The organism is Mycobacterium sp. NGS16 (genome assembly GCF_059813225.1).
In genome coordinates this window covers 1,100,967-1,118,120 of record NZ_JCALEE010000001.1, presented here as the reverse complement: position 1 = coordinate 1,118,120, position 17,154 = coordinate 1,100,967, and the positions used below count along the sequence as shown (strand labels likewise).

Sequence of the window (17,154 nt, the reverse complement as noted above, 5' to 3'; positions counted from 1 at the left end):
CGTTCTTCGATGAAGTATTTGCGGGTTGTTACTTAGCCGTGCCGATGCCGCGCGGACCGCGGGACAACGATACGAGACCCGATTGGACGATCTCGCGGATACCGTAGGGCTCCAGCACCCGCAGCAGCGCCTCGAACTTGGCCGGGGTGCCGGTGGCCTCGACGATCAGCGACTCCGGCGAGACGTCGATCACCCTGGCGCGGAACAGGTTCACCGCCTCGACGATCTGGCCGCGGGTCGTCGCGTCGGCGCGGACTTTGATCAGCGCGATCTCACGGGAGACCGAGTTGTCGTCCTCCTGCTCGACGATCTTGATGACGTTGATCAGCTTGTTGAGCTGCTTGGTGATCTGCTCCAGCGGGGTGTCCTCCACCGAGACGACGATCGTCATCCGCGACATGTTCTTGGTCTCGGTGGCGCCGACGGCCAGCGACTCGATGTTGAAGCCGCGCCGGGAGAACAGCGCCGCCACCCGCGCCAGCACACCCGGCTTGTCCTCGACCAGCACCGACAGGGTGTGAGTCTTCCATTCTGCGGCCATCAGGCGTGCCCCTCGTTGTCGGCGTCGTCGAACAGCGGCCGGATACCGCGAGCGGCCTGGATCTCGTCGTTGCTGGTGCCGGCGGCCACCATCGGCCACACCTGTGCGTCCGCGCCGACATGGAAGTCGATCACCACCGGGCGGTCGGTGATCGCCCGCGCCTGGTTGATCACGTCTTCGACGTCTTCCTCTCGCTCGCAACGCAATCCGACGCAACCCAGCGCCTCGGCCAGCATCACGAAGTCGGGAATGCGGTGCGAGTGGGTGGCCAGGTCGGTCTGCGAGTAGCGCTCCCCGTAGAACAGGGTCTGCCACTGGCGCACCATGCCCAGGTTGCCGTTGTTGATCAGCGCGACCTTGATCGGCATGCCTTCGATGGCGCAGGTGGCCAGTTCCTGGTTGGTCATCTGAAAACAGCCGTCGCCGTCGATCGCCCACACCTCGGCGTCCGGGCGGCCCGCCTTGGCGCCCATCGCCGCCGGGATCGCGAAGCCCATGGTGCCCAAGCCGCCGGAATTCAGCCAGGTGCGCGGCTTTTCGTAGTGGACGAACTGCGCGGCCCACATCTGGTGCTGGCCCACACCGGCGACATACACCGCATCGGGACCGGCGATGCGGCCCAGCGTCTCGATCACATACTCCGGGGACAGGCTGCCGTCGCTCTGCGGCCCGTAGCTCAGTGGGTAGGTGGCACGCACGTCGTCGAGGTAGGACCACCACTCGGCCAGATCCAGCGACAGCTTCTCGTGACGCAGGGCGCCGATCAGCTCGGTGATGACGGCCTTGACGTCGCCCACGATCGGCACATCGGCGTGCCGGTTCTTGCCGATCTCCGCCGGGTCGATGTCGGCGTGAATCACCTTGGCGTCCGGGGCGAACGAGTCCAGCTGGCCGGTGACCCGGTCATCGAAGCGGGCGCCCAGGGTGATCAGCAGATCCGAACGCTGCAGGCCGGCAACCGCCGCGACGGTGCCGTGCATGCCGGGCATGCCCAGGTGCTGGCGGTGACTGTCCGGGAAGGCGCCGCGGGCCATCAAGGTGGTGACCACCGGGATGCCGGTCAGCTCGGCCAGCTCCGCCAGCTGTGCGCACGCCTCGCCGCGGATCACCCCACCGCCGACGTAGAGCACCGGCCGGCGCGCCGCGGCGATCAGCTTGGCGGCCTCGCGGATCTGCCGGTTGTGCGGTTTGGTGGTGGGCTTGTAGCCGGGCAGGTCCAGTTTCGGCGGCCAGGCGAAGGTGCACTGACCCTGCAGAATGTCCTTGGGGATATCGACCAGAACTGCTCCAGGCCGTCCGCTTGCCGCGATGTGGAACGCCTCGGCGATCACCCGGGGAATGTCGTCGCCGTTGCGAACCAGGAAGTTGTGCTTGGTGATCGGCATGGTGATGCCGGAGATGTCGGCCTCTTGGAAGGCGTCGGTGCCGATCAGCTGACGGCCGACCTGCCCGGTGATGGCCACCACCGGGATGGAGTCCATCTGTGCGTCGGCCAGCGGGGTGACCAGGTTGGTGGCACCAGGACCCGAGGTGGCCATGCACACCCCCACCCGCCCGGTGGCGTGCGCGTAACCGCTGGCGGCGTGCCCGGCCCCCTGCTCGTGGCGAACCAGCACGTGGCGCAGCTTCTTCGAGTCGAACAGCGGGTCATAGACCGGCAGCACCGCGCCACCCGGGATGCCGAAGATGACGTCGACGTCGAGCTCCTCCAGCGAGCGGATCACCGACTGGGCGCCGGTCATCTGCTCGGGGGCGACGCGCTTGGCTGCGGTCCGGGCCTTGTCGGCGGAAGGAGCCCCGTTGGCCGGCTGCGGCCCGTCGGTTGCGGCCGACCGCTGCGGCGGTCGCGTGGTGGGTGCGCTCACGGTTTCCTCTTCAATTCCTCTGATGATCTGGACTGGTGGCAACAAAAAACCCCCGCCAGCTCAGCTGCTGCACGAGGGTTGCGCGTTGGTGGTTGAAAGCTCAGGCAACAACCAACGCGCAGGGGGCTACTACGAGCATGCCGTTGTCCATAGCGGATGACGGTAGTCGCTGGACCGACCGGGCGTCAAATGAGTCCATTGGGGTGCTCAATGCAGGTGGTCGACAAGCGATCCCTGCTCGCCGAAGAGCGCTGTCGTCCAGTGCGCCAACAGCGCGGTGTTGTCATGGTCGTCGGGATGGAACCCGTACCTGGTGTAGTCACCGAGCCGGCGGAACACCGCACGGGTCAGAAACGGCGAATGCCGCAGTGCGGCAAAGCTGCGGACGAGCCGCACCGGGTGATAGGCAGCGCGGTCAGAGAACAGCGAGATCAGCGAGTAGATGACGACGCTCAGCGGGAAGGTGAGCCGGATGACCCGCATCACCCGGATGCGCCGCTTCTCGCTGCCGCCGACCGCCCGGTAAACGTCAAAGGCAACCGACCGGTGCTCGGATTCCTCGACGGCGTGCCACAGCAGCATCGACCGCACCTCGGAGTCCCCGAGCAGGGCCTGGGCGCGTTCATCGCTGAGCAGGGTCTCGGCGAACACCGCGGTGAAATGCTCGTCGGCCGCGGTCATGGCCAGGCAGGTCAGCGGCGACAATCGCCGCTCGACGAACTTCAGCTGCCGACGGACCATCCGATCCACGCGGGCGGTGGGGTAGCCCATCTGGGCCAGCCGATCGTTGAGCTCGCGATGCTCGCGGCCATGCGAAACCTCTTGGCCGATAAAGCCTTTCACCCGTTCCTTCAGTTCCGGGTCGGTGATCTGGTCGGCGAAGTGGCGCACCGAGCGCACGAAGAAGTCCTCGCCCTCGGGGAACACCGCCGACAGGTGGGCGATGACGTGGCTCATCACCAGGTCTCCGGCGACGTAGTGCCGATCCAGCGAGGCGACCGGGTAGTTGAACCGGATACGGCGCGGGCGGACCGCGGGGTGGTGGCCGTTCGTGTCGGCGGTCATGACGTCCCCTTATGTTTGTTGGTCTGCTGGGTCGGCCACCAGCGGTCGGGCCAGCGCCTTGAAGGTGTCGAGGATGTCGTTGGCGGCCAACGGTTCATAGCCGTCGATCGAGCGCGACATCGCCAGACCGTTCATCAGCGCGAACGCCATCTGCAGGCCGATGCGCGAGTGCGGCGTGGCGCCACCGGCCGGGGCCAGCAGTTGGGCGTAGACCCGCTCGCAGGCTTCGGCGAACTGCCGATCGGTGTCAATGACCGCCGGCGCCAGGTCCGGATCGGTGCGAGCCGCCACCCACAGTTCGTGCGTTGCGGTAAAAGCCGGGCCGGAAAACATCGACCACAGCAGGTCAAAGGCCTCGTCCAGCTTATCGGCGCAGGGATCCAGCCCGGCCATCAAGACCTCGAACTCCTCGATGCGGCGGTTCAGCGCGAATTCGATGGCAGCGGTCAGCAGCCCGATCTTCGTCGGGAAATGACCTTGCAGCGCCCCCACCGACACCCCGGCGCGCCGGGCGACCTCGGTGGTCGTGGTGCCCTTGAAGCCGACCTCGACCAGTGCGTCGAGCGTCGCGTCCAGCAGGGCCCGGCGGGTCTCCGCGGTCCGCTCGGCCTGAGTGCGGCGGGCTCTGGTGGGCGCCATGGGCCCATCCTGCCCCACTTAAAATAAGTAGTCAATATTTTTTCTGCGCGGTCCGGAGGCTGCCGGTCCGCGCGCGCCGGTACCGGCGGTGACATCATGCGAGGGTGGCCTCCCACTCCCCCGATCCGGCGCCGCTGGTCATCCGCGTTTCGCCGATGGCACACTTCGCCGTCGGCTTCCTGGCGCTGGGTCTGCTCATTCCGGTGCTGACCTGGCCACTGACCGCGCCGCTGCTGGTACTGCCGGTGCTGCTCTCGGCGCTGATCGTGCGGTGGCGGACGGTCGCCGACGCGCAGCAGATCACGGTGCGCACGCTGCTCGGCAGCCGCTCGGTCAAATGGGACGCCATCGCAGGACTGGGGTTCAGCCGGGGATCCTGGGCGCGCGCGCACCTGCACAACGGTGAGCAACTGCGCCTGCCGGCGGTCAGCTTCGCGACTTTGCCGCTGCTCACCGAAGCCAGCGGTGGGCGGGTACCCAACCCGTATCGCTGATCAGCAGCTTTATGCGCCGGTCAGCCGAGTGGGTTGGCTCCGTTGAGGAACACCCACATCGCCGCGCCGCCGGCGATTCCGAGCAGCAGCGCCGCAACTGATCCGATGAACGGGCGCCGGGCCCAGCCGCGGTCACCGTCGAGCCCGTACCGGCCGGGCCCGACCAGCACGATCGCCACCGCCACCACAATGAGCATGAGGTGGTACTCGTGGCCGTCCGGCAGGAAGAAGTCGAAGCGCCCTTGGCTCTGCGCCGACACGCCGGCGAGCACGCCGTTGATCAGATACGCCAGTGCGCCGGCAGCGGCCAGCGGGGTGAACAGTCCGAGCACCAGCAGCAGCCCCGCGGCGATCTGCCCGCCGCCGGCGGCGTAGGTCAGGATGTCGGCGTGCTGGTAGCCGGCGTCGGCGATCGAGGACTTGAATCCGGTCAGGCCTTGGCCGCCCCACCAGCCGAACAGCTGCCGCAGCCCGTGAGCCACGAGCAGCACGCCCAGGCCCACGCGCAGGATCAGCAGGCCCAGATCCTGGGTTCCGCGCCGGTCCACCACCCGGAACGGCTCGTCGGCGTCGGCGCCGACCGAACCGGGCACCCGCCCGGGCGCGCCCTGCGGTTCGGCGTACGGCAGCGGGTTGTAGTCACCGCCGAGGGGGCGGGAACCGGTCGGGTCGTAGGGCGGGATGGCAGCGGTCTCGAAATCACCGGTATAGGTCGGCGATGGCATGTCGTCCTCCGGATCCACCAGACGCGCCGACTTGGGACGTCCTTGTTCTGCCTCGGCGGCCTCACCCGGCCGACGCCAGTGTGAGCCCTCACCTTGACTCTTCACCCTGCAAGGGTAAGGGCAACCCCGGCGGGATTGGGGATTTGAACGGCTTCGTTAGCGAATCGATTCCGGCGCGGTGCAACCCCGACGACGCCGCACCGTCGTCGTCCGGGGCGGGCATCGTGGCGAAACCGGACCCGGTGTCCGTAACCTGACGGGCATGCGGATGCGCGGGGCGATTCACCGGGTGCCTGTCGTGCTGTGCGCGGCCCTACTGGTCCTGACCGGTTGCGCGCACTTCGACGACGCTCAGTCACAGCCCTTCACCACCGTGCCCCGCCGCGGGATGGCTCCCAGCACGACGCCCCCGCCGCCCCCGCCGCTGCCGGCCAACCCGTTCCCCAAACAATGCCCGGCCCCCGGGGTGATGCAGGGCTGCCTGGAGAGCACCAGCGGCCTGATCATGCACGCCGACAGCAAATCGGCGCTGGTCGCCGAGCGGACCACCGGCGCGGTGAAGGAGGTCTCGCTGACCGCCGAACCCAAGGTGAAGACGGTCATCGGCGTCGACCCGTCCGGTGACGGCGGACTGATGGACATCGTGCTGTCGCCGACGTACGCCCAGGACCGGCTGATGTACGCCTACATCAGCACCCCCACCGACAACCGGGTGGTCCGGGTCGCCGACGGCGACGTGCCCAAGGACATCCTGACCGGAATTCCCAAGGGCGCGACCGGCAACACCGGCGCACTGATCTTCACCAGCCCCACCACGTTGGTGGTGCTGACCGGCGACGCAGGCAACCCGGCCGCGGCCGCTGATCCCGGTTCCACGGCGGGCAAGGTGTTGCGTATCGAGCAACCGACGACGATCGGGCAGGCGCCGCCCACCACCGCGCTGAGCGGAATGGGTGCCGGCGGCGGGTTATGCGTCGATCGGGTCGACGGCTCGCTCTACGTCACCGACCGGACTCCGAGCGGCGATCGCCTGCAGCGCATCACCAAGGACTCCCGGGTATCGACGGTATGGACCTGGCCGGACAAGCCCGGCGTCGCCGGCTGCGCCGCGATGGACGGAATCGTGCTGGTCAACCTGATCAACACCAAGCAGACCGTGGCCGTGCGGCTGGCCTCGGGTACCGGTTCGGTGACCAGCGAGCCCGAGGTGATGCGTCAGGACACCCACGGCCACGTCTGGGCCGTCAAGATGTCGCCGGACGGCAACGTCTGGGGGGCGACGGTGAACAAGACCGCCGGCGACGCGGAGAAACTCGACGACGTCGTGTTTCCCCTGTTCCCGTCCGGCGGCGGGTTCCCGCGCGCCAACGACGACAAGGACTGATCCGGCCCGCATTGACCTGTGCGGCCATTAAGTTAACTTTGGGCAAACCTTTGCCAACCGCAGCGCGCGCCGGTCCGTCATCCCGGCCGATGCCCCCGGGCCACCACCCGTAGCTCAGCGAAGTGACGCACTGCGCGCACCGACTAACTGGTCTTTTCCGCGTCTGATTCCACCGACGTGGACCACAGACCGCCCCATTATTTACGCGTGCGTAAAACAACGTCGCCGACTTGCTCTCCTAAGCTACTTTCAAGTAACGTTTCGCCGACTGTGCGACCGGTCACAGCAACTGTAATGAGGAGCCCCATGCAAAACGTTGTTCGCTCACCGTGGATCGTCGCCGGCGCGGCGCTCGTCGGCGCCGGCGCCATTGCGGCCACCCCCGTCGCCGCACCGCTTGCCGCCGTGTCCGCCGGGCAGGCACCCACGGTCGCGCTGACCGCCGACTTCGACCCGTTCGGCGCGTGGCAGGACGTCTTCGACACCGCCAAGACCAACGCCACCGCGCTGTGGGACCACATGTCGGAGACCCCGATGGTGGCGGGACAGCAGTTGATCTACGACCTGATGCACGGCGTGTCGATCGACCCGCAGGCCGTCATCGATGCCGTCGTGCAGCCGAGCATGCAAACCGACCTGACGATCTCACCGCTGCTGCTGAGCAACGACGCGCTGCAGGCCCTGATCACGCTGGTGATGCCGCAGTACATGCCCGAGGACTTCCCGCTCACCACCGATGAGCTCACGCCGATTCTCTCCTTCCTCGCCTCACCGCTCAGCGGGGTGCTGATCGGCGCGCTCGGCCCGTCCATCAGCCCGCTGGTGGCGCTGGGCAACAGCGTCAGTGAGATCAGCACCGCACTGTCCGGCGACAACCCGGACTGGACCGCGGCGCTGCAGGAGATGGCCAACATCCCTGCCAACATGGTCGGCGGGCTGCTCAACGGGGCCACCCTCAACCTGGACGCGCTGCTGCCGAGCCTGACCGAGGCCGGCCTGCTGCCCGCGGACCTGGACGTCACCGCGCTCAGCTACACCTTCGGCGGGCTGCTGTCGCCCGGCCTGACCGGGACCGACGTCGAGGGCTTCATCAAGGAGATCTCCGACGGCAGCTCCCCCGGCATCGGCGGCTCGATCATCAACGGCTTGGGACTCACCACCGGCCTCATGGGCTTCCCGCTCGAGGTTGAGGGCCAAGGCGTCGGGCTGCTGGGCGCGTGGCAAAGCCTGCAGGAGATCATCGCCATGGCGCTCGGCTGGGACGGCGTGGGCGATCCGCTCGACGACGTTGCTGCCGGCGGCAGCGCCGCGGGCGCCGACCTGCTCGCCGACCTGGCGAGTTCGTTCGGCCTGTAGACCGGTCGATCATCACGAAAGTGGCCCCCTTCACGAAGGGGGCCACTTTCGTCGTCGTCGCCACCGCCGCAGCGGTTCTCACAGAAGCTTTACCGACTCCGCCCGACGGCCTTAAATATCCGGCTTACTTTGGAACCCGGGTCAAGGTCACCACCGCGGCACACCGAGACCGTCTAGCGAAAAGGAAGACGACACGATGTTGATCGACGTTCGGTGGCTGCAGTTCATCTTCGACCACAGGGGCCGGACCCGAAGCGGCGCCGCCGCCGGCTGAGGCAGCCGGAGCTACCCGCAGGCTTCCAGCACCAGTTCACGCACCCGGGCGGCATCCGCCTGGCCCTTGGTGGCTTTCATCACCGCACCGACGATCGCACCGGCGGCCTGCACCTTGCCACCCCGAATCTTCTCGGCCACATCGGGGTTGGCGGCCAGCGCCTCGTCGATCGCCGCCTGGATCACCGAGTCGTCGCGCACCACCGCCAGGCCACGATCGGTCATCACCTGGGTCGGCTCCCCCTCTCCGGCGAGCACGCCTTCGACAACCTGGCGGGCCAGCTTGTTGGACAGCTTGCCCGAATCCACCAGCGACACCACCTCGGCGACCTGCTTCGGGGTGATGCCCAAGGCGTCGAGTTCAACCCCGGCCTCATTCGCCTTCTGCACCAGGAAGTTTCCCCACCAGGCCCGGGCTGCTTCGCTGGACGCCCCGGCCGCCACGGTGGCCGCCACCAACTCGACCGCACCGGCATTGACCAGGTCGCGCATCACCTCGTCGGAGACGCCCCACTCGTCTTGAATCTTCTTGCGGGCCAACCACGGCAGCTCGCCAATGGTCTCCCGCAACTGCGCGACCAGCTCCGCGCTCGGCGCCACCGGCTCCAGGTCCGGTTCTGGGAAGTAACGGTAGTCCTCGGCGGTCTCCTTGGCCCGGCCCGGGCTGGTGTAGCCGGCCTCGTGGAAGTGCCTGGTCTCCTGGATGACCGTTCCGCCTCCGGTCAGCACCGCGGCCTGGCGCCGCATCTCGTAGCTGACCGCCACCTCGACGCTTTTGAGCGAGTTGACGTTCTTCGTCTCGGTACGGGTGCCGAATTCCGTTGTACCAGTAGGCATCAGCGATACATTGGCGTCACAGCGCATGGACCCCTGATCCATGCGCACATCGGAGACATTCAGGGAGCGCAGCAGATCCCGCAACGCGGTCACATATGCCCGGGCGATCTGTGGGGCACGCTCACCGGCCCCGGTGATCGGCTTGGTGACGATCTCGATCAGCGGCACCCCGGCCCGGTTGTAGTCCACCAGGGATTCACTGGCGCCCTCGATGCGGCCGGTGTCGCTGCCCACGTGGGTGAGCTTGCCGGTGTCCTCCTCCATGTGGGCGCGTTCGATGTCCACCCGCCAGACCGACCCGTCCTCCAGCGGCACGTCCAGGTGGCCGTTGAAGGCGATCGGCTCGTCGTACTGGGAGATCTGATAGTTCTTCGGCTGGTCGGGATAGAAGTAGTTCTTACGGGCGAACCGGCACCAGGACGCGATCTCGCAGTTCAGCGCCAGCCCGATCCGGATCGCCGATTCGACGGCCGCGGCGTTGAGCACCGGCAGCGAACCGGGCAGGCCGAGGCAGACCGGGCACACCTGGGTGTTGGGTTCGGCGCCGAACGCGGTCGAGCAGCCGCAGAACATCTTGGTGGCCGTGGACAGCTCGACATGCACTTCCAGGCCCAGCACCGGGTCGAAGCGGGCGACGACGTCGTCGTAGTCGAGCAGTTCGGCGACAGCAGCGGTCATGGAAGGAAAGTCTAGGTGACCCGATCACACCGGCCAGTCCTCCATCCGGTAGGCGGCGTCGAAGAACATCCACTCATAGCGTGCGGCGGTGTGGACATGCCGGCGCATCAGGTCCCACTCGGCCGATGACGCCTGCGCGCCAATCCGGTCGGTGACCGCCAGCACCGCATCAACCACCGCCTGGTAGTCGGGGCCCGCGTAGGTGTCGATCCAGCGCTGGAACAGCGGCTCCGGCGAGCCGTGGCGCTGCAGATGTTCGCCGACCCGGGCGTAAAGCCAATAGCAGGGCAGCACCGCGGCGACGGCTTCGGCGTAGGAGCCGGATCCGGTGACGGCCAACAGGTAGCTGGCATAGGCCTGCGTGGCCGGGGCGACCGGCACGGCCGCGGCCACCCCGGCGTCCAGGCCCAGGTCGGAGAGCAGCCCGGCGTGCAGTTCGGCCTCGGCGGCGATCGCTACCCCGGCGTGCTCGACGAACATCGTCAACTCCGCCTCGACCGGCGCCTTGGCCGCACAACCGGCCAGCGCCCGCGCGTAGGCGCGCAAGTAGTGCGCGTCTTGGGCGATGTAGTAGCGAAATCGGTCGTGGCCCAACGACCCGTCGGTCAGCCCGGTGATGAAGGGGTGATCGCAGATCCGCTGGTAGATCTCGGCGATATCGGCCCACAACAGCGCGCGCGTCCGCTCAGCCATACCTCACGCTAAGTGATGCCGCCCTAGACTGACGCCCATGCCCGACCGCAACGTACTGGGCGGCCCTTTGCAGCCGTGCGGCACCGACCCCGTCACCGGCTTCTACCGCGACGGCTGCTGTTCGTCCGGGCCGGAGGACGTCGGCCTGCACACCATTTGCGCCGTGGTCACGGCCGAGTTCCTCGAGCACCAGCGCTCGATCGGCAATGACCTGTCCACGCCGATGCCGGCCTATCGGTTCCCGGGCTTGGTGCCCGGTGATCGCTGGTGTGTCACCGCGCTGAATTGGCTGCGGGCGCACCGCGATGGGCGGGCGGCTCCGGTGGTACTGGCCGCCACCCATGAACGCACCCTCGACGTGGTTGCGCTGGATGTATTGCGCGCGTACGCCGTTGACGTACCGGACGACCCGGGCGATTTATAGGCGGAGCGCTACTTGCCCAAAATGGCACCGGCGCCGAGGCCGATGCCACCGTTCTGCTGCTGCTGGCGGTGATGGACGTACCAGATGAATTCCTCGACCAGCTCGCCGTATTGAGGGCAATCGGCCATCACGGACCCGGCTAGCAATTGACCGGTTTGATCCTGGGGCAACCCGCTGGTCTCCAGAATGTGGTTGACCGCGTGTTTGACTCCGGCCAGATTCGGCTGGTCGGTCATGAACGCGCAGACTTCCCCGCCGTGATCGTCGACATATCCGCTGATGGCGTCACCGCTGGCGTGGGCCGGCCCGGCGAGGACAAGCCCGCCCGGCAAGGCGCACAGCGCTGCGGCCAGCCGCGATAGCTTTCCCATGGCGCGCCCCCCCCAACCGTTGTCCGCCCGGCAAGCGAACCCCAGCCCGCCGAACGGTCTTTGACCATTGTGTGACTATTGCCTGAACTTGGCATGCACAAACGGGGAGGACTATCCGAAGAACGCCGCCGCATCGTCATAGCGGCTCTGCGGGACCACCTTGAGTTGGCGCACCGCGTCGGCCAGCGCCACCCTGCCGATCTCCTGGCCGCGCAGCGCCACCATCATCCCGTACTCCCCGGCGTGGGCGGCGTCGGCGGCGTTGACCCCGAACCGGGTGGCCAGCACCCGGTCGTAGGCGGTGGGCGTGCCGCCCCGCTGCACGTGGCCCAGCACGGTGGTGCGCACTTCTTTCTTGACACGTTGCTCGATCTCGACGGCCAACTGGGCGGCGACCCCGGTGAACCGTTCGTGGCCGAACTCGTCGATCCCGCCGGCCCGCAGCTCCATCGACCCGGCAGCGGGTTTGGCGCCTTCGGCCACGACACAGATGAAGTGCGACGAGCCGTGCTGAAAGCGCTGCTTGACCAGCCGGCACACCTCTTCGACGTCGAAGGGTTGCTCGGGGATCAGCGTCATGTGCGCACCGGAGGCCAGCCCGGCGTTCAGTGCGATCCACCCGGCGTGGCGGCCCATCACCTCGACCAGCATCACCCGCTGGTGGGATTCGGCGGTGGAGTGCAGCCGGTCGATGGCCTCGGTGGCGATCTGCAGGGCGGTGTCGTGGCCGAAAGTGACGTCGGTGCAATCGATGTCGTTGTCGATGGTCTTGGGCACCCCGACCACCGGCACGTTCTCCTGCGACAGCCAGTGCGCCGCGGTCAGCGTGCCCTCCCCGCCGATCGGGATGAGCACGTCGATGCCGTTGTCATCGAGGGTCGCTTTGACCTGGTCCAGCCCGGCGCGCAGCTTGTCGGGGTTGACCCGGGCGGTGCCGAGCATGGTGCCGCCCTTGGCCAGCAGCCGGTCGTTGCGGTCGTCGTTGGCCAGCTGGATACGCCGGTTCTCCAGCAGGCCGCGCCAGCCGTCCTGAAATCCCACCACCGTCGAGCCGTAGCGCGAATCGCAGGTGCGCACCACGGCCCTGATCACCGCGTTCAGCCCGGGACAGTCACCGCCACCGGTGAGGACTCCGATCCGCATGAGATCCATCTTGCCGACGCAACGGGCCCGATTGTGCGGATTCATCCGTGCTCCTCGGCGCGTCGCGTATAAAACCGCACGCTGAGCGGGCTGGGGTGCGGCTAAATCGCCGTCGGCAACGCCCCGCGGGCAGCCTCGTAGGCCGCGCCCACCCGGTAGAGCCGGTCGTCGGCCAGCGCCGGCGCCATGATCTGCAGGCCCACCGGCAGCCCGTCGTCGCCGGAGAGCCCCGAGGGCACCGACATGCCGCAGTGCCCGGCCAGGTTCAACGGCAGCGTGCACAGGTCGAACAGGTACATCGCCAGCGGGTCGTCGACCTTCTCCCCCAGCCGGAACGCGGTCGTGGGCGTGGTGGGCGAGATCAGCACGTCCACACTCCGGTAGGCCTCATCCAGGTCGCGGGCGATCAGCGTGCGCACCTTCTGGGCCTGGTTGTAGTAGGCGTCGTAGTAGCCGGCCGACAGCGCGTAGGTGCCGAGCATGATGCGGCGCTTGACCTCCGGGCCGAAGCCGGCCGCCCGGGTCATCGCCATCACCTCCTCGGCGCTGTGGGTGCCGTCGTCGCCGACGCGCAGCCCGAAGCGCATCGCGTCGAAGCGGGCCAGGTTGGATGACACCTCCGAGGGCAGGATCAGGTAGTAGGCGCTCAGCGAGTAGTCGAAGTGCGGGCAGTCCACCTCGGAGATCTGTGCGCCCAGGGCTTGGAGCTGCTCCACGGCGGTATTGAACGACGCCAGCACGCCCGGCTGGTAGCCCTCGCCGCTGTGCAGCTGGCGCACCACACCGATCCGCACGCCCGAAAGATCGCCGGTGGCACCGGCTTTCGCGGCGGCGACGACGTCGGGCACCGGTGCGTCCAGCGAGGTGGAGTCGCGGGGGTCATGTCCGGCGATCACCTGATGCAGCAGCGCGGTATCGAGCACCGTGCGGGCGCACGGCCCGCCCTGGTCCAGTGACGACGCGCAGGCCACCAGCCCGTAGCGGGACACGGTGCCGTAGGTGGGTTTGACACCGACGGTGGCGGTCAGCGCGGCCGGCTGCCGGATCGAGCCGCCGGTGTCGGTGCCGATGGCCAGCGGGGCCTGGAACGCCGCCAGCGCCGCGGCGCTGCCGCCGCCCGATCCGCCGGGCACCCGCTCGACATCCCACGGGTTGCGGGTGACCTGGTAGGCGGAGTTCTCGGTGGAGGAGCCCATCGCGAACTCATCCATGTTGGTCTTGCCCAGAATCGGGATGCCGGCCGCGCGCAGCCGCAGGGTGACCGTCGCGTCGTAGGGGGCGCGCCAGCCTTCCAGGATCTTCGATCCGCAGGTGGTGGGCGCATCGACGGTGGTGAACACGTCTTTGAGGGCCAGCGGGACCCCGGCCAGGGCCGACGGCGACTCCCCGGCCGCGATCGCCTTGTCGGCGGCCTCCGCGGCGGCCAGCGCCTCGTCGGCGGCCACGTGCAGAAAAGCCCCGTATTTCGAGTCGGTGGCCGCGATCTGGTCCAGGTGGGCTCGGGTCACCTCGACCGAGGACACCTCGCGGGCGGCGATGCGCGCCGCCAGGATGGCCGCGTCGGATCGGATCAGCTCGCTCACTGGCCCTCCCCGAGGATCTGCGGGACCGCGAAGCGGCCGTCTTCGGCGCGGGGCGCAGCGGCCAGCGCTTCGGCCTGGCTCAGACAGGGCACGATCTCGTCGGGCCGGGTGACGTTGACGTCCTTGAGCGGGTTGTCGGTCGCCTCGACGCCGGCGACGTCGACGGCCTGAATCGTGCTGACATGGGTAAGGATCGCGTCGAGCTGGCCGGCGAAGCCGTCGAGCTCGGCGTCGGTCAGCGCCAGCCGGGCCAGTCGGGCCAGGTGGGCTACGTCGTCACGGGAGATCTGGGACACGGCCGCCAAGCCTAGTCGGGCTGTGGAACAGTGTTCGCCGTGCCTTCCTATCTGCTGCGCGTCGAACTCGACGACCGCCCGGGCAGCCTCGGCTCACTAGCGGTCGCCCTGGGCTCGGTGGGTGCCGACATCTTGTCGCTGGACGTCGTCGAGCGCGGCAACGGCTCGGCGATCGACGATCTGGTGGTCGAACTGCCGCCCGGATCGATGCCCGACGTGCTGATCACCGCCGCCGAACGGCTCACCGGGATCCGGGTGCACAGCGTGCGCCCACACACCGGGCTGCTGGAGGCGCACCGCGAACTCGAGCTCATCGACCACGTCGCGGCGGCCGGTGACCGCTCGGCCAAGCTGCAGAAGCTGGTCGACGAGGCGCCCCGGGTGCTGCGGGTCAGCTGGTGTGTGGTGGTACGCGGCCAGGGAGCTGGCGGGCAGTTCCGCCGGCTGGCCGGCAGCCCCGGCACCCCCGAGACCGAAGTCGGGGCGGTGCCGTGGCTACCACTCGAACGGGCCACCGCACTGGACAACACCGAAGACTGGGTGCCCGCGGTATGGCGGGAGATGGACACTGCGCTGCTGGCCGCCCCGCTGGGTGACCCAGGAACCGCGATCGTGCTGGGACGCACCGGCGGTCCGGCGTTCCTGCCGGCCGAGGTCGCGCGGCTGGGCTATCTGGCCGGGATCGTCGCGACCCTGCTGCGCTAATCCGTCGACTCGTCGGCGGGTCCCTCGGCCAGCAATCGGATGAAACCCTCCTCGTCCAGGATCGGCACGCCGAGTTCGACGGCCTTGTCGTACTTTGATCCCGGTGCGTCACCGGCGACGACATAGGCCGTCTTCTTCGACACCGACCCGGCCGCCCGGCCGCCGCGCGCGATGATGGCCTCCTTGGCCTCATCGCGGGAGAAGCCGGTCAGCGACCCCGTCACGACGATGCTCAAGCCCTCCAGCGTGCGTTCGATGCTTGCGTCGCGCTCGTCGGCCATCCGCACCCCGGCCGCCCGCCACTTGTCGACGATCGCGCGATGCCAGTCGACGTCGAACCATTCGGTGACGGCGGTGGCGATGGTCGGCCCGACGCCCTCGACGGCCGCCAGTTGCTCGGTGGACGCCGCGGTGATCGCGTCCAGGCTGCCGAATTCGGTGGCCAGCGCCCGGGCCGCGGTCGGGCCGACATGGCGGATCGACAACGCCACCAACACCCGCCACAGCGGCTGCGATTTCGCCTTGTCGAGATTGGCCAGCAGTTGCCGCCCATTCTTGGACAGCGCACCGCCTTTGGTGGTGAACAACTCGGTGCGCAGCAGGTCGTCTTCGGTGAGGTCGAACAGGTCGCCCTCGTCGGTGATGACGCCGGCGCTCAGCAGCGCGATCGCCGCCTCGTACCCGAGCGCCTCGATGTCGAAGGCGCCCCGCCCGGCGACGTGGAACACCCGCTCGCGCAGCTGCGCCGGGCAGGTTCGCGCGTTCGGGCAGCGGATGTCGACGTCGGCCTCCTTGGCCGGCGCCAGCAGGGTGCCGCATTCCGGGCAGTGGGTGGGCATGACGAATTCGCGTTCGGTGCCGTCGCGCAGGTCCACGACCGGCCCGAGCACCTCGGGGATCACGTCGCCGGCCTTGCGGATGATCACGGTGTCGCCGATCAGCACCCCTTTGCGTTTGACCTCCGAGGCGTTGTGCAGGGTGGCCAGGCCGACGGTGGAGCCGGCCACCTTGACCGGGGTCATGTAGGCGAACGGGGTGACGCGCCCGGTGCGGCCGACGCTGACTTTGATGTCGACCAGCGTGGTCTGCGCCTCCTCCGGCGGATACTTGTAGGCCACCGCCCAGCGCGGCACCCGAGAGGTGGCGCCGAGCCGGCGCTGCAACGCCCGGTCGTCGACTTTGACCACCACGCCGTCGATTTCGTGTTCCACGTCGTGGCGGTGCTCACCCCAGTAGGCGATGCGTTCGGCCACCGCGGCCATGCCCTCGACGCGGGCGGTGTGCGCCGAGACCGGCAGACCCCAGGCCTTCATCGCGGTGTAGGCCTCATGCAGGGTCTCGGGGTTGAAGCCCTCGGTGTAGCCCAGCCCGTGGCAGACCATCCGCAGGTTGCGTCGGGCGGTGATGGCCGGGTTCTTCTGCCGCAGTGAGCCGGCCGCGCTGTTGCGGGGATTGGCGAACGGCGCCTTGCCCTCAGCGACCAGGCCGGCGTTGAGGGCTTCGAAGTCCTCCAGGCGGAAGTACACCTCCCCGCGCACCTCCAGTACCGTCGGGACCGGGAATTGGCTGTCGGCGGTGAGGAATTCGGGGATATCGGCGATGGTGCGCGCGTTGAGGGTCACGTCCTCACCGACCCGACCGTCGCCGCGGGTGGCGCCACTGCTCAACCGGCCGTCGCGATACACCAGCCCGAGCGCGACCCCGTCGACCTTGAGCTCGCACAGATAGGTGGTGTCGCCGCCGATCTCACCGGCGACCCGGCCCGCCCAGGCCGTCAGCTCCTCGGGTGAGAACACGTCTTCCAGCGACAGCATGCGCTCCAGGTGCTCGGCCGGCGCGAACTCGGTGGTGAAACCGGCACCGCCCACCAGTTGGGTGGGTGAGTCGGCGGCCCGCAGCTCCGGGTGGGCGTCCTCGAGGGCCAGCAGCCGGTTGAACAGCTCGTCGAACTCGCTGTCGGGAATGATCGGCGCGTCTTTGACGTAGTAGCGGAACTGGTGCTCGCGCACCTCTTCGGCCAGGTCGTGCCACTGCCGCCGGATCTCGGGGGGGACGCTGTCCGCTTCTGGGCTCACCCCCGCA

General features: G+C 68.4%; 17 protein-coding genes. 5 read left to right on the top strand and 12 right to left on the bottom strand.

Annotated elements, in window-relative coordinates:
• Positions 1-28 precede the first annotated feature (28 nt).
• The 4 genes from ilvN to AC5Y4Q_RS05490 all read right to left on the bottom strand — a co-directional run bounded on the left by ilvN (position 29) and on the right by AC5Y4Q_RS05490 (position 4,110).
• Complete coding sequence (gene ilvN, locus AC5Y4Q_RS05505) at positions 29-541, bottom strand: acetolactate synthase small subunit (RefSeq protein ID WP_064923640.1); 513 nt, start codon at positions 539-541, stop codon at positions 29-31.
• Entirely contained in the window at positions 541-2,406 is a 1,866-nt protein-coding gene (locus AC5Y4Q_RS05500; protein WP_064923642.1) for an acetolactate synthase large subunit, read from the bottom strand. Before AC5Y4Q_RS05500 ends, ilvN begins: the two co-directional genes overlap by 1 nt.
• 207 nt (positions 2,407-2,613) lie before the next feature.
• Positions 2,614-3,471 carry a metal-dependent hydrolase gene (locus tag AC5Y4Q_RS05495; RefSeq protein WP_064923644.1) on the bottom strand — a complete coding sequence of 286 codons (858 nt, stop codon included), beginning with the start codon at positions 3,469-3,471 and terminating at the stop codon, positions 2,614-2,616.
• 9 nt (positions 3,472-3,480) lie between these two features.
• Positions 3,481-4,110 (bottom strand): TetR/AcrR family transcriptional regulator, encoded by a 630-nt coding sequence (locus tag AC5Y4Q_RS05490; RefSeq protein WP_064923646.1) that lies wholly within the window; start codon positions 4,108-4,110, stop codon positions 3,481-3,483.
• A gap of 155 nt (positions 4,111-4,265) precedes the next feature.
• Between AC5Y4Q_RS05490 and AC5Y4Q_RS05485 the strand changes: the two genes are divergently transcribed.
• Positions 4,266-4,604 carry a PH domain-containing protein gene (locus AC5Y4Q_RS05485; protein WP_064923656.1) on the top strand — a complete coding sequence of 113 codons (339 nt, stop codon included), beginning with the start codon at positions 4,266-4,268 and terminating at the stop codon, positions 4,602-4,604.
• 20 nt (positions 4,605-4,624) lie between these two features.
• Here the strand turns inward: AC5Y4Q_RS05485 and AC5Y4Q_RS05480 are convergent, their stop codons facing one another.
• On the bottom strand, positions 4,625-5,434 hold the full coding sequence (locus tag AC5Y4Q_RS05480; RefSeq protein ID WP_125225337.1) for a DoxX family membrane protein: 810 nt from the start codon (positions 5,432-5,434) through the stop codon (positions 4,625-4,627).
• A gap of 157 nt (positions 5,435-5,591) precedes the next feature.
• On the opposite strand from AC5Y4Q_RS05480, the gene AC5Y4Q_RS05475 reads away from it, so the two are divergent.
• Together AC5Y4Q_RS05475 and gjpA are read left to right on the top strand one after the other, a co-directional pair.
• On the top strand, positions 5,592-6,713 hold the full coding sequence (locus AC5Y4Q_RS05475) for a PQQ-dependent sugar dehydrogenase (protein WP_064923865.1): 1,122 nt from the start codon (positions 5,592-5,594) through the stop codon (positions 6,711-6,713).
• 306 nt (positions 6,714-7,019) lie between these two features.
• Entirely contained in the window at positions 7,020-8,069 is a 1,050-nt protein-coding gene (gene gjpA, locus AC5Y4Q_RS05470; protein WP_064923866.1) for an outer membrane porin GjpA, read from the top strand.
• 285 nt (positions 8,070-8,354) lie between these two features.
• Here the strand turns inward: gjpA and gatB are convergent, their stop codons facing one another.
• Both gatB and tenA read right to left on the bottom strand, forming a co-directional pair.
• Positions 8,355-9,857 (bottom strand): Asp-tRNA(Asn)/Glu-tRNA(Gln) amidotransferase subunit GatB, encoded by a 1,503-nt coding sequence (gene gatB, locus AC5Y4Q_RS05465; RefSeq protein WP_064923867.1) that lies wholly within the window; start codon positions 9,855-9,857, stop codon positions 8,355-8,357.
• 24 nt (positions 9,858-9,881) lie between these two features.
• Positions 9,882-10,550, bottom strand: a complete 669-nt coding sequence (gene tenA, locus AC5Y4Q_RS05460) for a thiaminase II (protein WP_064923868.1) — start codon at positions 10,548-10,550, stop codon at positions 9,882-9,884.
• Between the two features lie 37 nt (positions 10,551-10,587).
• Here tenA and AC5Y4Q_RS05455 point away from each other — a divergent pair, with 37 nt between their 5' ends.
• On the top strand, positions 10,588-10,974 hold the full coding sequence (locus AC5Y4Q_RS05455) for a DUF2237 family protein (protein WP_064923869.1): 387 nt from the start codon (positions 10,588-10,590) through the stop codon (positions 10,972-10,974).
• Positions 10,975-10,982: 8 nt separating this feature from the next.
• Here the strand turns inward: AC5Y4Q_RS05455 and AC5Y4Q_RS05450 are convergent, their stop codons facing one another.
• The 4 genes from AC5Y4Q_RS05450 to gatC all read right to left on the bottom strand — a co-directional run bounded on the left by AC5Y4Q_RS05450 (position 10,983) and on the right by gatC (position 14,367).
• Positions 10,983-11,345 (bottom strand): hypothetical protein, encoded by a 363-nt coding sequence (locus tag AC5Y4Q_RS05450; protein WP_064923870.1) that lies wholly within the window; start codon positions 11,343-11,345, stop codon positions 10,983-10,985.
• A 111-nt stretch (positions 11,346-11,456) separates the two neighbouring features.
• A complete protein-coding gene (locus AC5Y4Q_RS05445; protein ID WP_064923921.1) occupies positions 11,457-12,488 on the bottom strand; it encodes an ATP-dependent 6-phosphofructokinase in 1,032 nt (343 codons plus the stop codon).
• A 101-nt stretch (positions 12,489-12,589) separates the two neighbouring features.
• A complete protein-coding gene (gene gatA / locus AC5Y4Q_RS05440; RefSeq protein WP_064923871.1) occupies positions 12,590-14,071 on the bottom strand; it encodes an Asp-tRNA(Asn)/Glu-tRNA(Gln) amidotransferase subunit GatA in 1,482 nt (493 codons plus the stop codon).
• Positions 14,068-14,367 (bottom strand): Asp-tRNA(Asn)/Glu-tRNA(Gln) amidotransferase subunit GatC, encoded by a 300-nt coding sequence (gene gatC / locus AC5Y4Q_RS05435; RefSeq protein WP_064923922.1) that lies wholly within the window; start codon positions 14,365-14,367, stop codon positions 14,068-14,070. Before gatC ends, gatA begins: the two co-directional genes overlap by 4 nt.
• 39 nt (positions 14,368-14,406) lie before the next feature.
• On the opposite strand from gatC, the gene AC5Y4Q_RS05430 reads away from it, so the two are divergent.
• Positions 14,407-15,072 (top strand): ACT domain-containing protein, encoded by a 666-nt coding sequence (locus AC5Y4Q_RS05430; RefSeq protein ID WP_109535759.1) that lies wholly within the window; start codon positions 14,407-14,409, stop codon positions 15,070-15,072.
• On the opposite strand, the gene ligA is transcribed toward AC5Y4Q_RS05430, so the two are convergent.
• On the bottom strand, positions 15,069-17,147 hold the full coding sequence (ligA, locus tag AC5Y4Q_RS05425) for an NAD-dependent DNA ligase LigA (RefSeq protein ID WP_064923873.1): 2,079 nt from the start codon (positions 17,145-17,147) through the stop codon (positions 15,069-15,071). The two genes, AC5Y4Q_RS05430 and ligA, sit on opposite strands and share 4 nt — an antisense overlap.
• Positions 17,148-17,154 lie beyond the last annotated feature (7 nt).